Source organism: Carnobacterium sp. (assembly GCF_040274425.1).
In genome coordinates, this window is record NZ_JBEMBC010000047.1 from 1 (window position 1) to 20,402 (window position 20,402).

At 34.1% G+C, this 20,402-nt stretch carries 25 protein-coding genes; 18 read left to right on the forward strand and 7 right to left on the reverse strand.

Going from position 1 to position 20,402, the window contains the following annotated elements:
- The 3 genes from ABS911_RS09665 to msrA form a co-directional block, all read right to left on the reverse strand.
- Nucleotides 1–932: PEP/pyruvate-binding domain-containing protein (locus ABS911_RS09665; RefSeq protein ID WP_350467424.1), on the reverse strand; the 932-nt coding region annotated here is incomplete at its 3' end.
- A 32-nt stretch (nt 933–964) separates the two neighbouring features.
- Nucleotides 965–1,555, reverse strand: a complete 591-nt coding sequence (locus ABS911_RS09670; RefSeq protein ID WP_350467425.1) for a CDP-archaeol synthase — start codon at nt 1,553–1,555, stop codon at nt 965–967.
- Nucleotides 1,556–1,759: 204 nt separating this feature from the next.
- Complete coding sequence (msrA, locus tag ABS911_RS09675) at nt 1,760–2,599, reverse strand: peptide-methionine (S)-S-oxide reductase MsrA (RefSeq protein WP_350467402.1); 840 nt, start codon at nt 2,597–2,599, stop codon at nt 1,760–1,762.
- Between the two features lie 242 nt (nt 2,600–2,841).
- On the opposite strand from msrA, the gene nth reads away from it, so the two are divergent.
- Nucleotides 2,842–3,498, forward strand: a complete 657-nt coding sequence (nth, locus tag ABS911_RS09680; RefSeq protein WP_350467403.1) for an endonuclease III — start codon at nt 2,842–2,844, stop codon at nt 3,496–3,498.
- A 193-nt stretch (nt 3,499–3,691) separates the two neighbouring features.
- Here nth and ABS911_RS09685 read toward each other — a convergent pair whose 3' ends face one another.
- On the reverse strand, nt 3,692–4,693 hold the full coding sequence (locus ABS911_RS09685) for a nucleoid-associated protein (protein ID WP_350467404.1): 1,002 nt from the start codon (nt 4,691–4,693) through the stop codon (nt 3,692–3,694).
- 204 nt (nt 4,694–4,897) lie between these two features.
- Here ABS911_RS09685 and ABS911_RS09690 point away from each other — a divergent pair, with 204 nt between their 5' ends.
- Complete coding sequence (locus ABS911_RS09690; protein ID WP_350467405.1) at nt 4,898–5,182, forward strand: DUF2087 domain-containing protein; 285 nt, start codon at nt 4,898–4,900, stop codon at nt 5,180–5,182.
- 27 nt (nt 5,183–5,209) lie between these two features.
- The gene (locus ABS911_RS09695) at nt 5,210–5,581 is read left to right on the forward strand and encodes a DUF3021 family protein (RefSeq protein WP_502880525.1); all 372 of its coding nucleotides are present in this window, start codon (nt 5,210–5,212) and stop codon (nt 5,579–5,581) included.
- Between the two features lie 137 nt (nt 5,582–5,718).
- On the opposite strand, the gene ABS911_RS09700 is transcribed toward ABS911_RS09695, so the two are convergent.
- Nucleotides 5,719–7,062 carry an Nramp family divalent metal transporter gene (locus ABS911_RS09700; protein ID WP_350467407.1) on the reverse strand — a complete coding sequence of 448 codons (1,344 nt, stop codon included), beginning with the start codon at nt 7,060–7,062 and terminating at the stop codon, nt 5,719–5,721.
- A 417-nt stretch (nt 7,063–7,479) separates the two neighbouring features.
- Between ABS911_RS09700 and ABS911_RS09705 the strand changes: the two genes are divergently transcribed.
- From ABS911_RS09705 to ABS911_RS09760, 12 genes are all read left to right on the forward strand, one after another.
- Nucleotides 7,480–8,313: a histidinol-phosphatase HisJ family protein gene (locus ABS911_RS09705; RefSeq protein ID WP_350467408.1), complete on the forward strand. Its 834-nt coding sequence runs from the start codon at nt 7,480–7,482 to the stop codon at nt 8,311–8,313.
- A gap of 305 nt (nt 8,314–8,618) precedes the next feature.
- On the forward strand, nt 8,619–10,112 hold the full coding sequence (locus tag ABS911_RS09710; protein WP_350467409.1) for a BglG family transcription antiterminator: 1,494 nt from the start codon (nt 8,619–8,621) through the stop codon (nt 10,110–10,112).
- The gene (locus ABS911_RS09715; protein ID WP_350467410.1) at nt 10,102–10,539 is read left to right on the forward strand and encodes a PTS sugar transporter subunit IIA; all 438 of its coding nucleotides are present in this window, start codon (nt 10,102–10,104) and stop codon (nt 10,537–10,539) included. Before ABS911_RS09710 ends, ABS911_RS09715 begins: the two co-directional genes overlap by 11 nt.
- An 11-nt stretch (nt 10,540–10,550) precedes the next feature.
- Nucleotides 10,551–10,868 carry a PTS fructose transporter subunit IIB gene (locus tag ABS911_RS09720; RefSeq protein WP_350467411.1) on the forward strand — a complete coding sequence of 106 codons (318 nt, stop codon included), beginning with the start codon at nt 10,551–10,553 and terminating at the stop codon, nt 10,866–10,868.
- A 30-nt stretch (nt 10,869–10,898) separates the two neighbouring features.
- A complete protein-coding gene (locus ABS911_RS09725) occupies nt 10,899–11,351 on the forward strand; it encodes a PTS sugar transporter subunit IIA (protein ID WP_350467412.1) in 453 nt (150 codons plus the stop codon).
- Between the two features lie 18 nt (nt 11,352–11,369).
- Nucleotides 11,370–11,699, forward strand: coding sequence for a PTS fructose transporter subunit IIB (locus tag ABS911_RS09730; RefSeq protein ID WP_350467413.1), 330 nt, complete (start codon nt 11,370–11,372; stop codon nt 11,697–11,699).
- Between the two features lie 11 nt (nt 11,700–11,710).
- Nucleotides 11,711–12,811 (forward strand): PTS fructose transporter subunit IIC, encoded by a 1,101-nt coding sequence (locus ABS911_RS09735; RefSeq protein WP_350467414.1) that lies wholly within the window; start codon nt 11,711–11,713, stop codon nt 12,809–12,811.
- A gap of 107 nt (nt 12,812–12,918) precedes the next feature.
- Nucleotides 12,919–13,608, forward strand: coding sequence for a D-allulose 6-phosphate 3-epimerase (gene alsE, locus ABS911_RS09740; protein WP_350467415.1), 690 nt, complete (start codon nt 12,919–12,921; stop codon nt 13,606–13,608).
- 504 nt (nt 13,609–14,112) lie between these two features.
- Nucleotides 14,113–15,015, forward strand: a complete 903-nt coding sequence (locus tag ABS911_RS09745) for a helix-turn-helix transcriptional regulator (protein ID WP_350467416.1) — start codon at nt 14,113–14,115, stop codon at nt 15,013–15,015.
- A 64-nt stretch (nt 15,016–15,079) separates the two neighbouring features.
- Nucleotides 15,080–15,427 carry a hypothetical protein gene (locus ABS911_RS09750; protein ID WP_350467417.1) on the forward strand — a complete coding sequence of 116 codons (348 nt, stop codon included), beginning with the start codon at nt 15,080–15,082 and terminating at the stop codon, nt 15,425–15,427.
- A gap of 21 nt (nt 15,428–15,448) precedes the next feature.
- The gene (locus ABS911_RS09755) at nt 15,449–15,766 is read left to right on the forward strand and encodes a nucleoside triphosphate pyrophosphohydrolase family protein (RefSeq protein ID WP_350467418.1); all 318 of its coding nucleotides are present in this window, start codon (nt 15,449–15,451) and stop codon (nt 15,764–15,766) included.
- 16 nt (nt 15,767–15,782) lie between these two features.
- Entirely contained in the window at nt 15,783–16,376 is a 594-nt protein-coding gene (locus tag ABS911_RS09760) for a GyrI-like domain-containing protein (protein WP_350467419.1), read from the forward strand.
- A gap of 202 nt (nt 16,377–16,578) precedes the next feature.
- Here ABS911_RS09760 and ABS911_RS09765 read toward each other — a convergent pair whose 3' ends face one another.
- Entirely contained in the window at nt 16,579–16,944 is a 366-nt protein-coding gene (locus ABS911_RS09765) for a winged helix-turn-helix transcriptional regulator (RefSeq protein ID WP_350467420.1), read from the reverse strand.
- Between the two features lie 133 nt (nt 16,945–17,077).
- On the opposite strand from ABS911_RS09765, the gene ABS911_RS09770 reads away from it, so the two are divergent.
- The 3 genes from ABS911_RS09770 (at nt 17,078) to deoC (ending at nt 19,753) form a co-directional block, all read left to right on the forward strand.
- Entirely contained in the window at nt 17,078–17,914 is an 837-nt protein-coding gene (locus ABS911_RS09770) for an aldo/keto reductase (protein ID WP_350467421.1), read from the forward strand.
- A 16-nt stretch (nt 17,915–17,930) separates the two neighbouring features.
- Entirely contained in the window at nt 17,931–18,725 is a 795-nt protein-coding gene (locus tag ABS911_RS09775) for an SDR family NAD(P)-dependent oxidoreductase (protein ID WP_350467422.1), read from the forward strand.
- Nucleotides 18,726–19,060: 335 nt separating this feature from the next.
- Nucleotides 19,061–19,753, forward strand: a complete 693-nt coding sequence (gene deoC, locus ABS911_RS09780) for a deoxyribose-phosphate aldolase (protein WP_350467423.1) — start codon at nt 19,061–19,063, stop codon at nt 19,751–19,753.
- 192 nt (nt 19,754–19,945) lie between these two features.
- On the opposite strand, the gene ABS911_RS09785 is transcribed toward deoC, so the two are convergent.
- Nucleotides 19,946–20,402 (reverse strand): Rossmann-fold NAD(P)-binding domain-containing protein (locus ABS911_RS09785; protein ID WP_502880524.1); only part of this gene is annotated, 457 nt, incomplete at its 5' end.

Here is a 20,402-nt window from a genome sequence, read left to right on the forward strand (position 1 = left end):
CATGATTCGCGGTATAAACTCCACATCAATCCTGGACAAGGTTGAGCAGCGACACCGCCATCACGAAAATTCGTAGTGGTCCAATTACCTTCATTGATTTTTCGACGGATGGTTGTGATCGGGCGAGCTTGCAAGAAAAACAAGGAATCTTTGCTGAAACAAAACTCTACATCGACAGGATAGCCATAAAAGGTTGCAATCAAAAGCAATTGATCTTGAAGTTGCTTCAACTGGTCTGAAGATAAAATTTGGGAGACATTTGTTGGTCTAATCGTTGAAAACCAGTCGATCGTCAATTGTTCAGGGGTAACCAACCCGCTAACAAGCTGTTCTCCTGCGCCTTCTACTACTTCAATCGTTAACTGGCGATCATTATTTGTTAAAGGATTGAGAGTAAACGCCACACCACTGGACACTGCGGAAACCTGTTCTTGAATAATGACAGACATTCTTAGATTTTGAATATCCAATTGTTGTGTCTGCCAATAATTTAAACTAGCGGGCTTAAAAAGAGAGGCGATACACTGTTTTAATGCAGCAATAATGTCATCAATTGTCGTACAATTTGCAATAGTGTCATACTGTCCAGCAAAAGAAGTAGATGCGTGGTCTTCCATCAGACCACTACTACGTACGATATACGTTTTATTAGGAGACATAAGATCGCTTATTTCTGTCTGCAATTCCGTTGGAAAACTCAACTGGTCCAGACGTTGAACAATCGTTTCATAAGTTGGTAGGCTAGGTTGATTCGTTGTTTCTAATCCTACTAGTTCTGGGATTGCTTCCATCCATAGTGAAGTGAGCTTATCTTCTGAAATGAAATAGCCTTTAGGTACCTGAAGACCTAACTGAGATAAATCGATTAACGCATTTATTTTACCGCCATACCGCGGATTTGTTTCTGCAGTTTCTATTAAAGTCCAATAGATTGTCTATACACCTCTTTGTACATCTAAAATAATTAGAATGGATTTTTTCTTAATTTTAAAAAATACAATATCTGATTGATCACAATATGCGTACCTGCACCTAAAATGATGAAGCCGAAAAATTGATTCCAGCTGATGGGAACCAGAACTGCCACGACTAAAGCACACCCCAGCAATGAATCTGCTTGGTCAATAAAAATAAAGAACCATTTCCATTGGTTGTTTGCTGGTTTACCAGGTTTGATTTCTAAGCGGCGTTTCATAAAACTGTTCGGTAATTCAAAAATAATATAGGCTAGCCCTAACAAAAGTCCAATCCAAAGATTTATTAGTATAGAATTGGCATAGACATTGTAGAATAGATTCAGCGATTCAAGAGAGGGAATAGTTTTTAGAATGAGCCCCCAGACGATCTGAGATAGTCCACCAAAAAGAATCATGCCAATAAAACCTTTCCAAGTTTTGTTTTGACCAAATAATCGCTTTCCGTCTGATAATATCCGACCGGCATCCATTGGGATATTTAAACGTTGATAGGTAGGGTATTTACAAAATACCATATTGGCAACACCTGCAAAAATAACTGACATTAATGTAACGTATAAACTTAAAATTGTTTCCAACACAGTAATTTCCTCTTTCTCTTATAAAAATATAAAGGTTTCTCTTTATGGTAAACTATTTTTGTGAATTTTTAAACAAAATCAATTCAGTGAAAAGATAAATGACGTTTTAGTCATTCTTCATTTTTAAAACAAGGAACGAAGAAAAAAATAAAAATAGCTATTCAGTATGGTAGAGAAGAGTAGCTATCATGGCACAGTTCATTAATGTTTTCGTGTAAAATGATTAAGTTCTGTCCGGATTTTACCCTGCAAATGCTGGAAGGCTAAAAATTGTTGACGGGACCGCTCAATCCTTTTGTATCTCTTACGGTTTTTTTTATAAAACTGCTGGTGGAAGTTTTCAGCTGGCCAAAATACGGTTGCTAATTCAATGGACGTAACGATTGGACGCTTGTATTTGCCGGATTCGATTAACTGCTGTTTTGACTTTTCAGCAATTTGACGTTGATGATCATTTCGAACAAAAATAATTGGACGATACTGACTGCCTCGATCTTGAAATTGACCAAACACGTCTGTAGGATCGGTCAGCTGCCAATAAAGTTCCAACAAATCTTCATACTGTATGATCCGCGTATCAAAAATAATTTCAACCGCTTCGACATGCCCTGTGTACTGGCCGCTCACTTGATCGTAAGTAGGATGATCCATATGCCCTCCAGTGTAACCCGATAAGACAGAAATGATTCCATTTTTGGTTTCAAAAGGTTCTACCATACACCAGAAACAGCCTCCTGCGAATACCGCAGAGTCTTGGTAAGTTAAATCATCAATGGAGTGTTTTGTAAAATCAAATTGAGCGTCGGCACTAGCATTTCCAGTTATGCTGTTATAAAAATCTGTCACGTCAGGCGTTAAATTATTTCTTAATGCTAGCGGGCGTAACTTAGCTTCAAGTTTTGAAAGTTGGTCGTCAATAGTTGCACCCTCTTCTAAGGCATCTTTGGTCAACAATAATGCTGATCGTTCCCATTCACGAGTCGCAGGATTGAGGATCAGATTATACAAATCATTTAGCGTTTCTTCGTCATTCTGTCTCATATTGAGGACCCTCCTTAGGCTTTTTTTTGAGGAACAATTCTTTAATTTATTATACCTCAGCCAGCAGTGCTAAAGAACTGTTGAAACTTTATTTTAAACATTAAAAAGTCAGAATGGCATGGTTCTAAGTAAAGTTATCCTTATGATTCTGGCTTTATAGAAATTAAGATACTAATAAACTTGATTTTAGTGCTATTGAAAATATGGTATATTAAAAAAAACTGTATAAAGAAGGAAAGCCTATGCTGACAAAAGAAGCCGCTCAACACGTTATCTATGAAATTATGAAACTGTATCCTGATGCTGTCCCAATGATGCGTTACCAAAATCCATTTCAATTGTTGATGGTCGTTATATTAAGTGCTCAGGCAACAGATATTTCAGTCGCTAAAGTGACAGACCAATTATTTAAACGCTATCCAAATCCTCAAGCTGTTATCGAATCTTCACCTGAAGAAATTGAATCATACATAAAAACAGTCGGACTCTACCGGAATAAAGCAAAGTATATTTATAAAAGTAGTTATCAATTACTTGAAAATTTTGATGGAAAAGTTCCAAGTACACGCAAGGAACTGCAATCATTAACTGGAATTGGTCCTAAATCCGCTAATATATTATTGAATGTTGCCTTTAACCAAGAGGCTTTTGCAGTGGATACACATGTTGCACGAATCTGCAAGCACCATAAAATAGCAGAAGAAAATGCCACACCCAAACAAATTGAAGAACGCGTGACAGAAATTATCCCAGCAAAATACTGGGGAAGAGCACATCAATCCATGATCTCATTTGGAAAAGAAATATGTACATGTAGAAATATGAAGTGTCATGATTACCCACAGTTGTATGAGAATTTAGCAGAAGTAGATCCAACTGACTCAATTGACGCTGTCTAAATTTAACTATGCTTATTTAGGCAGAAATCAAAAAAAACTGATCAACCTGTGACACTAAAAGGATTTAACCTTTTAGTGATAACGGAACTACGAAAGTTCGTACCATTATTCAGCTGTGGTTAACAATCGATGCTGTAAACGAAAAAGCTTCCTCTGTACTGAGCATTTAAAGGCTCATACAAAGGAAGATTTTTTAGAATAAATTTTTGATTTTTTCGATGTTTTTAATCATAACAGAAGTGGTTCCATCTGGATTGTTGATAAACTCGACAACATCTGGGTCTCTGTAAAGTTCTATAGGGATGCTGATCTCGATTCCGTTATCTAAACGGAATTTTTGTTTTGAATATTTTGGACCAGCAACGGCTACTTCAGCAGGAGCACGATCTACGTAACCTAATTCTTTGATTTCTTCAAAAAACTTTTCTTTTTTCGCATGATTATCCCCGTATAGAGTCTCAGCGATCACTTGGTTATCAATGACGTTTTCTTCCGTCATACTATGGACAAGTGCATCTTTCGTATCAGCCAGTACTTGGAATTCTTCATCATCAAATGCCTTGCTTGTTTTTTGAACGGCTTTTTTAATGATCGAAATGTTCTCTTTAAGACTAGGTTGAGGTTTATCTTCTAAAAATAGTTCTGTGAAATAATAAATTTTCTCTGCTAATTCATCAATTAGGTGCTTTTTCTCAATCACATGGTATTCCATGGTATTCAAATTTAGCACCATTCCTTCTTGAATCGCTTGGCGTGCACTCGGTAAGATAGAACGGTTAATGATCAACTGATTCGTTAGCGTTTCTTCTTCATAAGAGACATAGTGAGTGATGCTGTCAGAATAATTTAATTTGAACAGACCTAACTGTGGCACTTCATCCAAAGTAAAGTAGACAAATAATAAGTCAGCTGGTGGTATTTCTGGATTAAGTTTTGTAATGGAAAAGAATTTTTCGGTCAACGTTTTAGTTGTCTCAATAAAGTCTTCTTGAATAGAAGAAAAAGTTTGGTTTAAAGGATTATTTTCGGTTAATACCCCAGTTTTCATATTGTCTGAGTCTTCTACTTTCTCAATCATGGCATGGAGATAATCAAATGTGAATTTCTCCGTAAGATCTAAGCCGGCAAAAGAGAAGATAGGTTCGTTACTGTTCAAATCAAATATGTGTAAAATGGCTTCTTTTATATAAATCATCTTATTCCCTCCGTTTTCAGTCACGCTTATCAGTATCTCACAAATTAGACATTCGCAAAAGCAAATTTTAGGTGGAAAGTTACTTTATAAGTTTGAATAAAATTGTTTAAGTTATTGACTCTCATCTTTTTTTAATGATACAGTTACTATGAGATTCGCTCATTTTTAAATCCAAAAGGAACTTTTAAGAAGGAGAAATGACTTATGAAGTATCACTACACAGAACAGGAAAAAGTAAATGTAGTCACGAATTTTATGAAAAATAATAAAGTAACTAAGGTTCCCGCTAAAGAAAAAAAGAAATACATTTTATTGGCTGAATTTATTACAAGATTTGAAGAAGGAAAGATCTATACGGAGCAAGAAATCAATGGGGAATTATTAAAAGTTTATCCAGCTGGAGAGTATGTTGAACAGAGAAGATATTTAATTACATTTAATTTTTTCAAAAGAACTAGCGATGGGAGTCAATATTGGCTAAATATATAAAATGCGAAAGGAGAGTTAAATGAAACTATTTTAAAAGGACTCATTAGAGGAGCAATTCCATTTATTTTTATGTTGGTCATGTCAGTGTGGGAACTTATTCAAGGTTCATCCAGTGATGCGAGGACATTCTTATTAAACGGGCTTATAATTATGTTTTTGGGGATAGCGAGCGTCATCTATGAAATCAACCGCTGGAATTTTTCCAAACAAATCATAGTTCACTACATAACGATGTTGCTTACTGTATACCCCATTCTTTTGCTGAGTGGTTATTATCCGGTGAGCTCTTTTGGTGATGTACTAAATGTATTTTTACTTTTTAACAAAGTAGGGATTATGCTTTTTGTTGCAACATTTATAATTGCCAAAGTGTGTAGAGAATTTAGTAAACGAAATTGACAGTAGCCTATACATTAAAGATGTTGAAAGACTAAAAAGACTAAAGCTAGTTTAATTAGCTTTAGTCTTTTTAGTCGCTTAGATTGTTTAAATGATAGAGTATTCCTATTTAATTACTAAAGAAATCAGAAAAATAGTCAATGACCAATCAATGTATAGACTACTAAATAAACGTTTAAACAAATAATGACAACTGTAGCTGTCCAGGCCACCATTTTAACCCAAGTTGAATTTACAAAACTTCCCATTTTATGTTTATCACTAGTGAATAAAACCAGTGGAACAAGTGCAAAGGGAAGTTGCATACTTAAAATAACCTGACTGAATATTAAAAGATTGGTAGTTCCATTTTCTCCGGCCATAATGGTCACAATAAATACTGGAATTACAGCTAGCAATCTTGTGATGATTCGGCGTACCCATGGTTTAACTCTTAAATGAATAAAGCCTTCCATAACGATTTGTCCGCTCAGTGTTCCGGTGATGGTTGAGTTTTGACCAGAAGCTAGTAGAGCAATTGCAAACAAGGTACTCGCTATAGATGCGCCAATAGTTGGTGCAAGTAAAGCATAAGCATCTTCTATTCCACTGACAACTTGTCCATTGCCGTAAAAAGCTGATGCACCTAAAATTAAAATCATCGAATTAATCAAAAAAGCAATAGTCAAAGAAAAGATAGAATCGATTCGAGCAAATGTTACTGCTTCTTTTTTCCCTTTTTCTGTACGTTCGTAACTTCTCGTTTGAATGATTGAAGAATGTAAATAGAGATTGTGTGGCATAACTGTTGCACCTAAAATTCCTAGACCTACAAATAGGATTGAAGGATTTGTGATAATTTCTGAACTTGGTATATAACCTTCAACTAGATTAGTGATATTTGGATTGGATAATAAAATTTCATATGCAAAAATGATAAATATTGTTGTCATTAAGATTATGACGACACTTTCAATAATACGAAAACTGCGTTTCTGCAATAAAAGCAATAAGAGCACATCTAATGTCGTGATTGTCACACCTAAAAGAATCGGAATGTTGAACAATAGTTTTAGTGCGATAGCAGAACCAATAACTTCAGCAATATCGGTAGCAATAATGGCGACTTCTGTTAAAATCCATAAGAAAAAAGAAGTTTTTTTTCCGACAGAAGCACTAGTTGCTTGAGCTAGATCCATACTGGTGGCAATTCCTAAACGCGCAGCCATTTCTTGCATCAAGGTTGCGACTAGGCTAGCAATCAATATGACACTCAATAAGGTATAACCAAATTCAGATCCACCCTCTATAGATGTCGCCCAATTACCCGGATCAACATATCCAACAGCCACTAACGCACCAGGTCCCATAAAAGCAAGTAATTTTCTTAGAAAAGAAGCGTTTGCTAGTGGAACTTTTACTGAACTATTAACTTCTTCCAAGCTGATAGAATCTATTTTTCTTATCCAGCCTTTATTCCTATTTTTTTCGTTTTTGCCCATTTTACTTCAGATCCATTCGTTTTGTATTCTACTTCTAACATTCGTTAGTTTAGAACTCTGCATACCTTTTGTAAATAGAAGAATGGAAATTAATATATAAATACGTTTACAAGAAAATGAGAAATAGTATCTATACCTATACCATTTACTATATACGTTATATTGTTCTCATTCTCAGTAAGCGAATAAACTTCATGGAGAAGGTCTTAAGAAGTTCGTTTCTTAAATCCTTCTCTTTTTTGTGGTAGGTTAGGTGTTAAAGTGACAAAATATCTTCCGAATGATACGATTATAATTGAAAAGCCAGCTAGAATTTTTAGGTTATTAAGTAAACAAAATACGAAAAGTGATGAAAAACTATCACATAGAAAAAAGAGGAAATAAACAAAATAGTGAGAATTTAAAGGAGGTTTTTAGATGGTTTATGCAGACTATCATGTGCATAGTGATTACAGTGACGACTCTTGGTATTTAATGGAGGATGTTGTAAAAGATGCTATTCAATTGGGATTAAAAGACATTTGTTTTACAGATCATGCTGATTATGGGGTTAAACCCGATTGGAAACCAGGGGAAGAATTTCAAGTAGGTAAGAATAAAGAGGTTAAAAACGTTCATTATGATTTATATTTTGCGGAGCTAGATAAACTTGCTAAGAAATATGAAAAAGAGATAAACATAAAAAAAGGATTGGAATTTGGTATGCAGGTCCATACGATACCTCAATTTGAAAAACTTTACCAGTCTCAAGATTTTGATTTCATTTTATTATCGGTACATCAAATTGAAAACAAAGAATTTTGGACAGGAGAATTTCAAAAAGGACAGACACATAAAGAAAGTTATGATAGATATTACGATGAAATGTATCAATTGGTCACTACTTATAAAAATTATAGTGTGTTGGCGCATATGGACTTAGTGAGACGTTATTTAGATAAAGAAGTCGATAGATTTGAGTACAATAAAGATAAAATAAAAGAAATATTAAAAGTAGTTATAGCAAATAATAAAGGAATAGAAGTAAATACGTCCTCTAGTCGTTATGAGATTAACGGATTGACACCTTCCATAGAGATCCTAAAACTATATCACGAACTTGGCGGTAAAATTATTACGATTGGCAGTGATAGTCATAAACCAGAGCATCTAGGTTTTAACATTAGAGAAGCTAAAAAAATATTAAAAGATATCGGTTATACTCAGTTTTGTACTTTTGATAAAATGACGCCAATTTTTCACGAATTATAAAAAAGCTTGTTTAGTTAAACTGCATTTCACAAACAATTAAAAAAAAATAAGTAAATTAATTATATGACGGCTTTAACCCGATTTTCTGTCGGTGTTAAAGCCGTCGTCTTTTGATTTTGATATTAAAATTACTATCAATTAAATGAAATCAAAAGAAGTGGCAAATGATTTTTCTTTAAGACGAGTCATTTTTACTAAATTAGATCTTTTAGGTGCATTAATAAAATGACCATTGCAACGGTCATTTATCAGGGAAGCGTTTTCTTTAAACTAGGTTACTATAAATATAACAAGGAGGGGTGGCTTTGAGTTCAACCAATAGTCGTGAACAAAAACTGTTACTGTTTCTTTCTAAAAATCAAGATTACGTTACTTCAGAAGATTTAACAGAAATATTAAGTGTTTCTAAAAAAACAGTCTATCGTTTGATCAAAAAAATCAACGATGAATATGTGGAAGATCCGCTGATTGTATCTGAAAAAGGAAGAGGGTATAAACTAGATCACGAAAAGTTTATCAACTATCAAAAAAGTAACAAGAAATACAAAGAAAATCAATTTTCTACTAACGAGAGACGTAAACGAATCATGGAAGAATTATTGTTATCTTCGCCAAAACCTTTAAATATCTATCAATTATTTAGTAACTATTATGTAGGTGACTCAGTTATTTTCAATGATGAACAAATCATGAGCGAAGAACTTAAAAAGTATAACTTGGTTTTGGAACGAAAAAACAGGACACTAGCTATATTAGGGGAAGAAGTTAATATCAGAAAGGCCATTAAAGATAGTATTGAAATATTTAATATTATTGACATTGACGATCTGAAAAGTAATCAAGAACTTAATTTCAATAAGTACGATGTTTTGTTTATATTGGATCAATTAAGAATCATTGAAAAAGAGTTGGAAATAACCATTCCCTATCCATATAATGTAAACATTTTCTCTCATTTGTATATACTGCTTAGTCGCTCAAGAAAAATCCCCGCTTTACTGTTCACGGATAAGATCACTAATGAAGAAATGGAAAATATGAAAAGGGATGCTAATTTGTATCAGGTTGCAAAAGTTACTGTTAATAATACTGAAAAATATTTGAACAATAACTTACCAGATATTGAGATTTATTTTCTTTACCAATATTTGGTTTCATCAAGGATGCAAGGATCGCTTGCTAAAACGTCTAATTTTTCACCAAAAGTTATCCAAGTGACTAAAGTATATATTGAAGAAATGAGTATCAAGTTAGGTATTGATATCGAAAGTCAGTCTATTTTTATTGATTTAGCTAATCATATCAAACCAATGCTTAATCGGTTAGAACACAAAATTCGAGTTAAAAACAGCTTGTTAAATCAAATTAAGGTAACTTACGAGGAAATATTTTTGGAAGTCACTAACGTATCTAAATTTGTAAGTGAAAAATTTAGCTTGCCGGTAATAAATGATGATGAAAACGGGTTTATTACTCTTTATTTTGCAAAAATCATTGAAACTAGTCAATACCAACGACCTATAAAAACACTGATCATGTGCACCACTGGAATTGGAACTTCAGAACTTTTAAGAGCAAAAGTAGCAAAGAAATTTCCTGAAATAGAAATTGTAGATGTAATAGCCTCACGAAATATGCAACTGTTTAAAGAGAAATACGGAGATGTTGAATTGATTTTAAGTACCGTCCATATTGAAGATAACAGGCCTATTCCGTATTTATTAGTGAGTGCAATGTTTACGATTGATGATCAGAAGAGACTTCAGAAAAAAATAGAGGAGATTTACCATGGACGCTAATTTATTCTATGAAGTTTATTTTAATCGTGAGTTGAGGACAAAAGAAGAAGTCTATTCTTTTATCTCTGAAATGGTCTGTCAGGATGAAGATTCTCAAAAAGACGAAATAATAAAGCAGCTGATTGAAAGAGAACAGGTAGGCAGCACATTAATCGCGGACCATGTAATGTTGCCTCATATAGAAAGTGATCAAGTAAAAAAAAGTCGGATACTATTTATTCGATTAGTTAAACCTATAGCATTGTGGGATCCTCAGACAAAAGATATCCAATTGTTGATTGTCCTATTATTGAAGAAAAATGAGGTTGACCAAATAAAGAAAAAAATTTCATTATTTTCAAAGACGTTAGCAGATGAAGACTATTTAAATCGGTTGTTAGAAATTACGGATAAAAAAGTTTTTGAAAAAGAAATGATAAAAATTTAGGAGGAAGAATGATGAAAATAGTAGGAGTAGCAGCATGTACAGTTGGAATCGCACACACATACATTGCACAAGAAAAATTAGAAAATGCCGCAAAAAAATCCGGATACGAAATCGCCATTGAAACACAAGGAACAATTGGAATAGAAAATGAATTAACTGCAGAACAGATTGCAGAAGCAGATGTGGTTATTTTAGCGGTAGATGTAAAAATCTCTGGTCGTGAAAGATTCGACGGGAAAAGAATCATTCAAGTTCCGACAGAAATTGCAATTAAATCACCAAATAAATTAATTGAAAAAGCAGCGGAAGTTGTTCTGCAAAATAACTGATTTTTAAAAATGAGAGGAGAGAGATAACGAATGGAAGTAAAAAATATTGTCGATTTAAAAACAATCAAAACCAACATGCAGGCTAAGACTAAAGATGAGGCATTGAAAGAATTAACTGAATTATTAGTACAAAATGGATACATTACAGATGTTGATGGTTTTATGAAAGATATTTATGCTAGAGAAGCAGAGGGACAAACTGGAATTGGTGGTTATATTGCTATTCCTCATGGGAAAAGTAATTTTGTAAAGAAAATAGGGGTAGCGATTGGAATCATTGAAGAAGAAATTCCATGGGAAACATTAGATGGTAAAGGAGTAAAAGGAATCATTCTTTTTGCTGTTGGAAATGACAATGATGGGGCACAAAATCATTTGAAATTATTATCATTATTTGCAAGAAAGCTAGGGAATGACGAAGTAGTCGAAAAATTGTTGCAGTCAAAAAAAGCTGAAGATGTAAAAGCAGCTTTTAGTAACTAAAAAAGAGGGAGAAAGAATATGAAAATAGTGGGAGTAGCAGCATGTACAGTTGGAATTGCACATACGTATATTGCACAAGAAAAATTAGAAAATGCCGCAAAAAAAGCAGGTTACGATATTACCATTGAAACACAGGGAACAATAGGAATAGAAAATGAATTAACTGCAGAACAAATTGCTGAAGCAGATGTAGTTATTTTAGCAGTGGATGTCAAGATTTCTGGACGTGAAAGATTTGATGGGAAAAGAATGATTCAAGTTCCAACGGAAATCGCGATTAAATCGCCTAATAAATTAATTGAAAAAGCGGTAGAAATTGTTGAACAAAGTAATCAAGAAGCTGTATAGGAGGAAGGAAAATGAAAAAAATTAAAGAATTGAATCTTAAAGGCCATATGTTGACAGCGATTTCATATTTGATTCCAATTGTTTGTGGAGCAGGTTTCTTAATCGCAATTGGTATGGCTTTTGGTGGAACTAGCCAAGCTCAATTGATCCAAGGTGAATTTTCAATTTGGGATGCTTTAGCAACAATGGGTGGAGCAGGTTTAGGTTTACTACCAGTAGTTATTGCTACAGGAATTTCTTACTCAATTTCAGGGAAACCAGGTATAGCACCAGGTTTTATTATTGGGTTAACGGCTAATGCAATTGGCGCTGGGTTTATCGGTGGACTTTTAGGAGGATATTTAGCCGGCTATCTTGTAGTAGGAACTTTAAAATACATTAAAGTTCCTAAGTGGGCTAAAGGATTAATGCCAACTTTGATTATTCCATTTCTAACTTCAGTTATTGGTGGCTTGATGATGGTTTATGTTATTGGGTTACCAATCGCTGCTTTTACTTCGTTATTAACAAATGCTTTAGATAGTTTGGGATCATCTTCATTGCTGGTATTTGGTGGAGTGATAGGTTTACTGAGTGGAGTTGACTACGGTGGGCCAATTAATAAAACGGTGTTTGCCTTTGTGTTGACAATGCAAGCAGAAGGTCTAAATGGTCCAATAACAGCATTACAATTAGTAAATACAGCAACACCAATCGGTTTTGGATTGGCTTATTTCATAGCAAAAGTGTTTAGAAAAAACATTTATACACCAGTAGAAGTTGAAACGTTGAAATCAGCAGTTCCAATGGGTGTTATCAATATTGTTGAGGGCGTAATTCCAATCGTTATGAATGATATTGTTCGTGGTGTAATTGCAACAGCTATCGGTGGAGCAGCTGGTGGAGCAGTGTCTATGGCCTTAGGAGCAGATGCAACTGTCCCATTTGGTGGGGTATTAATGATTCCAACGATGTCTAGACCATGGGTAGGAGTGGCGGCACTGGTAGTAAATATTCTGGTAACAGGAGTAACTTTAGCTTTAATTAAGAAAAATGTGACAGAAGACGATATTAACATGCAACCAGAAATTGAAGAAGCAGATATTGACCTAGATGATATCCAAATTTTCTAATATAAATATGAGAGTAAGTAAAAAAGTTACTCAGAAGTATACGCGCTACTCACGAAGATAAAGAAATCATTCAAATAACCAGCAAATAATTGGAGGTAAACTAAAAAATGAAGAAAATAGAATTTTCACCATCATTGATGACAATGGACTTAGACAAGTTTAAAGAACAAATTACGTTTTTAAATGATCATGTAGACTCGTATCATATTGATATTATGGATGGACATTACGTTCCCAATATTACCTTGTCTCCATGGTTTATCGAAGAAGTGCGAAAAATAAGCGACTTGCCTATGTCTGTTCATCTTATGGTAACCGAACCAAGTTTCTGGGTTCAACAATTGGTAGATTTGAAGTGTGAATGGATTTGTATGCATGCAGAAGTACTTGATGGTTTAGCATTTCGATTGATTGATCAAATACAAGATGCGGGATTAAAAGCAGGGATAGTGTTAAATCCTGAAACGCCTATTGAGACAATTTTTCCTTATATTGAATTAGTTGATAAAATTACCATTATGACAGTTGATCCTGGTTTTGCTGGACAACGTTTTATTGATGGGACATTAGATAAAATAGTAGCTTTGAGAGAATTACGTGAAAAAAATGGTTATCATTATGTTATTGAAATGGATGGATCTTCAAATCGGAAATCATTTAAGAAAATTGATGCAGCCAATCCCGATATTTATATTGTAGGGCGTAGTGGGTTATTTGGATTAGATGATGACATCAAAGAGTCGTGGGATATCATGAATAAAGATTACGAGGAAATGACTGGAAAAGTCATCTCATAAAAATCTAAAGAGTATTGCTTTTGTAATGGTTCCTCTGTAAAACTATTTATACAATCTAATAGTGAGTTTACACATAAAAACAACAAATAAAAACTAAAAAAGCCGTAGATTTGAACTTTCATACAAATCTACAGTTTTTTTAGTTTTTAATGGAGGACTTATATTCCAGCTATAACTTATTTATAAAAAGATACTATTTTACATTTAAGGTCATATAGTAAACTCTACCTATATGATATAGAATCAATTTATAAAAGGATTATTAATTTTTTTGCAAATAGTGAATAAGTTGAAAAATCAAACAAGATTTACAAATAGAGAAATGAGAATTGCTGACTATATCATCCAAAAGATCACCAAGATACCTACTATATACCAAAAATCGAGCAAAATTAACGGGCACTTCTCATTCAATGATTATCCATCTCTGAAAAAATAATAGTGATTGATTATTATGTAATACCAAATAAAAATTGTATTATTTAATATGGGGAGGTAGTTGATATGAAATCAAATCGCTTATTTCAAATGGTCTATTTGTTAATGAATAATGAAAAACTACCAGCAAAATTACTAGCCGATAAATTAGAAGTTTCAGTAAGAACTGTTTATCGCTATATTGACAATTTGTCAGAAGCAGGTATTCCGATTTATGTTAGTCAAGGGAGAAACGGCGGGATTTCTTTATTGCCTCAATTTAGAATGAATAGCACCTTAGTTTCAGAAGACGAGCAGATGAATATATTATCTTCATTGCAAAGTTTAGTAGGAGTTGGCCAAAGTGATCAAGAAACGTTGGATAAACTATCCGCAATTTTTCAAAAAAAACCAATCTCTTGGATTGAAATCGACCCTTCAAATTGGAGTAATAGTCAGGAACAAAAGTCGACATTAGCATTGATAAAACAAGCTATATTTCAATCTGAACTGATTACTTTTAACTATTTGAATGCTAAAAATGAATATCTATCAAGAAAAGTCTACCCTAACCAAGTTATATTTAAAGATAAGGCATGGTATTTGAAGGGGTACTCTATTGAAAGAAAAGATTGGCGATTATTTAAGTTAACTAGAATGCATGAGACTGCTATAGTTTCTGCAGAATCCAAGTCCCAACGAACTGCTGCACCCATAATGGCACAACAGGAGGATAAAAAAAGAACTGATTCAATATCCTTAACTTTGAAAATCAACGCTAAAATGAGTTATCGTATATTTGAAGAATTTACTCAAGATCAAATCAGCAAAATTGATGACAACTATTATCTTGTTAATTGTTTAACCAATGATGGCGAGTGGTTAGATAGTTACTTGCTTTCGTTCGGCAAATATTTACAAGTGTTGGCGCCAACTGTAATTCAAAAGCGATTAAAAAAAGAATTAAAAAGTATGCTTGATTATTATTAAAACATGACAGACTATTGTCATGTTTTTTTCTATATACTTCAAATATAAGAAAGGAAGTGTCGAAATGGAAAAACAATTACCCAGAATCATTTCAGAATATATTGAAGTCAGTAATGCTTTTGACGAAAATGGATATGCCTCATGCTTTATCGACAATGGTGTTATCGATGAACTATCAGTCGGCAGAAAATTTGAAGGCGAGGAAGAAATCAAACAATACTTTAGAGATTATTTTATTGACTGCAAGACCAGCACGAAAATCCAAGAATATCAGATCGAAGACAATGTAGTTACTGTAAAGGTTATTTTTAAAGGGGTTTTCCCTAATGGAAATCAAGGGATTTCAGGATTTTACGAATTTAGTTTGTCACCGACAGGGAAAATTGAGCAGTTGATTGCCGATCTTAAATAGAATAAAGAGGAGAAAAATAGGATGGATATTAATGAATTAGTGCAACGTTCAGATGAGATCAGAGAACAGTATCACCAAATTGAGCAAGCAACGCAGGGAGAAAAATGGACGATAGAACAGGATACATTAGCATTTTTGACTGACGCTGGTTTATTAAGCCGGTTAATCATGGACAAAACAGGTAGCTGGCCGACTGGGGAGAATAACGAAAAACTACTAGCACATAAAATCGGGGAAAATATTTGGTGGCTGACAACTCTTGCCAATCAAGTGAACATCAATGTTGAACAAGCATTAGATACTTTTCTAACGGAAACCAAAAACAGTTTATCAAATTAATAAAGGAGGCTTTTAAATGGCAGAGATTAAATCAACTAACCACTATTCGGCAACCGACATTCCAGAGATCATCCATACAGAGGCTGTTAACTATTTATCGATTCTTGGGAAAGGCGCTCCAGGAACCGCTGAATTTTATCGAAAGAAAGCCTTAGTTGCAGATATATCAAAAAATTTGGATCAACAGATAAATGTGCCAGTTATAGAAATTCAATATTGGTATGCAAAAGGTGCTAAACCAGCTAACATTGCTGATTTCTATACTGCTAACCCCTTGTCGTTGCTAGAATACAGGATCATGACAAAAACGCCTCAACTTTTAACAAAAGAAAAAATTGAAGAGATTGTTACTGCTAGTTCTAGTTCAAATAAAAAGTCTTCTGATATTCTTGAACCTTTTTCAATTCCAGCCCAAACAGTCATTCAGGTTATGCACCATGGACCTTTTTCTGATGAACTTAGAACGCTTGCTGATTTAGAAAGGTATGCTGAACAAAATGGTGTACGACGTAGTGGTTCTCATCTTGAGATTCACCTAGATTCATTTACAGCAAAAACTCCTCAAGATACTCTACGTACAATTCTTCGTGATCCTGTTCGGAAGGTATGAAAAAAGCATCTGGCCTAATGTAAAGACCTCTAAAGTTAAATTAAAAAATTAACTTTAGAGGTCTTTTTATAGTTAATACGAGGAAGAATTCAAGCAGCGTGTAGTTGAGTATTACTTAGCTGAAGCAATAGAATAGATTATCTAATGTTTCTATCTAAGGACGGGATGATTATCTAATGTTTTATTTTTTGTATTTGAACGATTAAAGTTCAGTATGTTCTAAAATAATATTCTCATTAAATTGCGTTTTCCGGCGATCAATATGCTCTTCGCCCCAAGTACATAACAATTCTAAAACTGGTTCTAAAGAGCGGCCATAAGTGCTTAAAGAATATTCAACTTTAGGTGGTACTTGTTCATAAACAGTGCGATCAATCACTCCGGAATCTTCTAACTCACGTAATTGTTGAGTTAACATTTTTTGAGTAATTGTGGGCATAAGTCGTTTTAATTCAGAAGGCCGCCTGGTATTATGTTTTAAGTGACATAGAATAATCGGCTTCCATTTTCCGCCAATTACTTCAATGGTAGCTTCAACCCCAATACCATAAACAATTGTTGGTTTCATTTTATTTCTCTCCTTTATATAGGTACTTTTTAGTTCCTATAGCACAAAAAAGTACCTACTTCCTATTAAGTTATATAGGGTCTATACTAACGACATGTTAGGCAAATGTAAATATAAAATTGGAGGAATATTTATGAAAACGCAAGAAATTATTACTTTGAATAATGGAGTTGAGATGCCGACTTTAGGCTTAGGCGTTTTTCGGGTGGAAGATTATAAAGAATTAGTTGAGGCAATTAAAGCGGCTATTGTTGCAGGTTATAGAAGTATTGATACTGCAAGTATTTATGGCAATGAAGAAGCAGTAGGCGAAGGTATTCGTCAAGGGCTTGCTGCAGCGGGGATTAGTCGCGAAGATTTATTTATCACTTCTAAAATTTGGAATGAAGATATGCGTAGTGAAAAAGTAATAGAAGCTTACCAAACAAGTTTGGCTAAAATAGGCGTTGATTATTTGGATTTATATCTGATTCATTGGCCAGTCGCAGAACACTATGTTGCTACGTGGCAAGAAATGGAAAAACTTTATACCGCTAAAAAGGTACGGAGTATTGGGGTAAGTAATTTTCAAGTTCATCATTTAGAGGAATTGGCGAAACACAGTACTGTGACTCCGGTTATTAACCAAGTGGAATACCATCCCTTATTAACCCAAGGAGAACTAAAGGATTATTTAACAAAAAAAAATATTCAAATGGAAGCTTGGTCACCTTTGATGAATGGAGAAATTTTGCAAAATGATTTAATTTTAGCGTTAAGCCAAAAATATGGGAAGTCAGCTGCCCAAATTGTTTTACGTTGGGATTTACAAAATGGCGTTATTACAATTCCTAAATCAACCAATGCAGGTCGGTTATTTGAAAATAGAGCTATTTTTGACTTTGCTTTAACTGAAAAAGAAGTCGCAAGTATTACAGCATTAAATCAAAACCGTCGAATTGGTCCAGATCCAGACAATTTTGAATTTTAGAAAGGAAGAGTAGACTATGAAAATGCAAATGACTGGGTTAACCGCACTTGTAACCGGCTCAACTAAGGGGATTGGAAAAGCCATCGCTCTAGAGTTAGCCAGTGAAGGCGTAAATGTAATTATTAACGGTCGTGGTAAGGTAGATGTTGATACAGTGATTGCTGAAATTCAAACAAAATTTCCTGCTACCAATCCTCAAAGCGCAGTTTACGATTTAAGTCAGGAAATAGAAATCAATCAATTGATGGAGAAATTTCCGCAAGTAGATCTGTTAATTAATAGTTTAGGTATTTTTAAACCAACGGACTATTATGAGATTAATGATGAAGAGTGGCTACGTTTTTTCAAAACTAATGTCCTAATCAGCAACACCTTAGCGAAACAGTATTTACCGCATATGATTAAGCTTAATTTTGGACGGATTGTTTTTATTGCTAGTGAAGAAGCGTTAATGCCTTCTGGGGAAATGGCTCACTATAGTATGACTAAAACCATGCAGCTTTCTCTAGCTAAAACTTTAGCTATCCAAACCAAAGGAACACAGGTTACAGTCAACACTGTTTTACCTGGGCCAACCTTAACTGAAGGGGTTAGCGGGATGCTAGAAGGATTTTACGGAAAGGAAAACATAAGCTTTGAAGAACAAGAACGTCGCTTCATGGCGGAACACCGTAGCGCTTCTTTGATCCAACGATTTATTCCAGCAGAAGAGTTAGGTCGCTTAGTTACCTTTGTTTGTAGTCCTCTAGCAAGTAGTTTTAGCGGTTCGGTTATTCGAGCAGATGGTGGAATGGTACCCACTATCTTTTAGAAAACGGACAAAGTATAGAAAAGATTAGATTAATAGTAAGGACTAGCAAATTTTAAAAAAACTATCGAATACCTTAAATATAAACTAGAACTATAGTTTTAAGTAAGTCATTTTTAAGGTAGAAATCGTACATTAAGTATATCAAACAGAAGCTCTTTGTTGAAAAAAAATTTTCATACTTCACATAGTGTAAAAGGAGAATCGTTTAGGCGGTTCTTTTTTGCATTTAAAAAATAACGTCCTAGACTGATAAATTTTTCTTATTCCTTACTTAAACACGTAAAGCCTTTAACTATGATAAAATGAAAGCGAGTTCAATAAAAGGAGGAAGAAAAATGACATTTCAATTGAGTGTAACAGAACTAGCAAACATGGTGGATCATACGTTGCTAAAAGCAGATGCAAAGAAATCTGGATTTAAAAAATTGTGTCAAGAAGCTGATGAATATGGGTTTAAAATGGTGGCTATCAATTCAGCGCCTGTTTCTCTCTGCAAAGAGTTATTAAAAGAAAGTCCAGTTCATGTAGGAGCAGCCATTGGTTTTCCATTGGGCCAAACGACCATTGCTACCAAAGTATTTGAAGTTACGGAAGCTATTAAAAATGGGGCTGATGAAATCGACTATGTGATCAATATTAGTGAATTAAAAGACGGCAACTTAGCTTATATTGAACAGGAAATGAAAGAAATTGTAGCAGTCTGCCAAGAAAATAATATTTTAAGTAAAGTAATTTTAGAAAACTGTTTTCTAACAAATGAAGAAAAAATAGCTGTTTGTGAAATTGCTAAAAGAGTGAAACCGAATTTTGTGAAAACATCAACCGGTTTTGGTACTGGCGGTGCCACTGTTGAAGATGTAAAACTAATGAAATCGATAGTTGGAGCAGAGGTTAAAGTGAAATCAGCAGGAGGTATACGTGATTTTACCACTGCTAAAGCAATGGTGGAAGCTGGCGCTGAACGATTAGGAACAAGTTCAGGGATTCAAATTATTAACGAATATAAATCAATGATCAAGGAGTCCTGATATAATCCTTATAAAATAAATCAAAATAAAAAGAGCGAGTTTTTTAACTTGTTCTTTAGAAATCATCATTAGTAAATTAATCTTCAATTGTTATGATGATCGAATGCAAAACAAATAAGAAGAAACTTTATTAAAAGCTTCTTCTTATTTTTTTTCTCTACATGATTGAAGAATAAAACTACTTATAAAAGGTTATTTTTGTAAGTACTCTTTTAAAGCATCAACTAGTGGTGTCAATGGTTTGCCTAACGTTTGTTCAAAATCATCTGACATAACATCCAACTCACCGTTACGAATATCACCTTGAATCATTAAGATGAACCCGACAGCTGCCTCAGGGACGCCATTATTGGTTAATGCAGTTTGATAATCAATATCATTCATTTTAACGACCTCAAATGCTGTGCCACTAGCAATTTTAAGAGCTTCTGCTAATTCTACATAAGTAATAGGATTGCCTGATAATTCAAGTACTTCTGGTGTTGCTGCTTTTCCAGTTAAGACATTGATGGCAGCTTCGGCATATTCACTTTTTAACGCCCAACCCGTTTTACCATCTCCAGCAGAATACGTGAAAGGATGGCCAGCTACTGCAGCATTTAGTGTGTCCTTTTCGTTTTCTATATACCAGTTGTTGCGTAAAAAAGTG

What these genes read in the sequence shown, in the direction of transcription:
- msrA (WP_350467402.1), bottom strand. Translation starts at nt 2,599, where the DNA reads ATGAGACAGAATGACGAAGAAACGCTAAATGATTTGTATAATCTGATC.
- nth (WP_350467403.1), top strand. Translation starts at nt 2,842, where the DNA reads ATGCTGACAAAAGAAGCCGCTCAACACGTTATCTATGAAATTATGAAA.
- ABS911_RS09685 (WP_350467404.1), bottom strand. Translation starts at nt 4,693, where the DNA reads ATGATTTATATAAAAGAAGCCATTTTACACATATTTGATTTGAACAGT.
- ABS911_RS09690 (WP_350467405.1), top strand. Translation starts at nt 4,898, where the DNA reads ATGAAGTATCACTACACAGAACAGGAAAAAGTAAATGTAGTCACGAAT.
- ABS911_RS09700 (WP_350467407.1), bottom strand. Translation starts at nt 7,062, where the DNA reads ATGGGCAAAAACGAAAAAAATAGGAATAAAGGCTGGATAAGAAAAATA.
- ABS911_RS09705 (WP_350467408.1), top strand. Translation starts at nt 7,480, where the DNA reads ATGGTTTATGCAGACTATCATGTGCATAGTGATTACAGTGACGACTCT.
- ABS911_RS09715 (WP_350467410.1), top strand. Translation starts at nt 10,102, where the DNA reads ATGGACGCTAATTTATTCTATGAAGTTTATTTTAATCGTGAGTTGAGG.
- ABS911_RS09720 (WP_350467411.1), top strand. Translation starts at nt 10,551, where the DNA reads ATGAAAATAGTAGGAGTAGCAGCATGTACAGTTGGAATCGCACACACA.
- ABS911_RS09725 (WP_350467412.1), top strand. Translation starts at nt 10,899, where the DNA reads ATGGAAGTAAAAAATATTGTCGATTTAAAAACAATCAAAACCAACATG.
- ABS911_RS09730 (WP_350467413.1), top strand. Translation starts at nt 11,370, where the DNA reads ATGAAAATAGTGGGAGTAGCAGCATGTACAGTTGGAATTGCACATACG.
- ABS911_RS09735 (WP_350467414.1), top strand. Translation starts at nt 11,711, where the DNA reads ATGAAAAAAATTAAAGAATTGAATCTTAAAGGCCATATGTTGACAGCG.
- alsE (WP_350467415.1), top strand. Translation starts at nt 12,919, where the DNA reads ATGAAGAAAATAGAATTTTCACCATCATTGATGACAATGGACTTAGAC.
- ABS911_RS09745 (WP_350467416.1), top strand. Translation starts at nt 14,113, where the DNA reads ATGAAATCAAATCGCTTATTTCAAATGGTCTATTTGTTAATGAATAAT.
- ABS911_RS09750 (WP_350467417.1), top strand. Translation starts at nt 15,080, where the DNA reads ATGGAAAAACAATTACCCAGAATCATTTCAGAATATATTGAAGTCAGT.
- ABS911_RS09755 (WP_350467418.1), top strand. Translation starts at nt 15,449, where the DNA reads ATGGATATTAATGAATTAGTGCAACGTTCAGATGAGATCAGAGAACAG.
- ABS911_RS09760 (WP_350467419.1), top strand. Translation starts at nt 15,783, where the DNA reads ATGGCAGAGATTAAATCAACTAACCACTATTCGGCAACCGACATTCCA.
- ABS911_RS09765 (WP_350467420.1), bottom strand. Translation starts at nt 16,944, where the DNA reads ATGAAACCAACAATTGTTTATGGTATTGGGGTTGAAGCTACCATTGAA.
- ABS911_RS09770 (WP_350467421.1), top strand. Translation starts at nt 17,078, where the DNA reads ATGAAAACGCAAGAAATTATTACTTTGAATAATGGAGTTGAGATGCCG.
- ABS911_RS09775 (WP_350467422.1), top strand. Translation starts at nt 17,931, where the DNA reads ATGAAAATGCAAATGACTGGGTTAACCGCACTTGTAACCGGCTCAACT.
- deoC (WP_350467423.1), top strand. Translation starts at nt 19,061, where the DNA reads ATGACATTTCAATTGAGTGTAACAGAACTAGCAAACATGGTGGATCAT.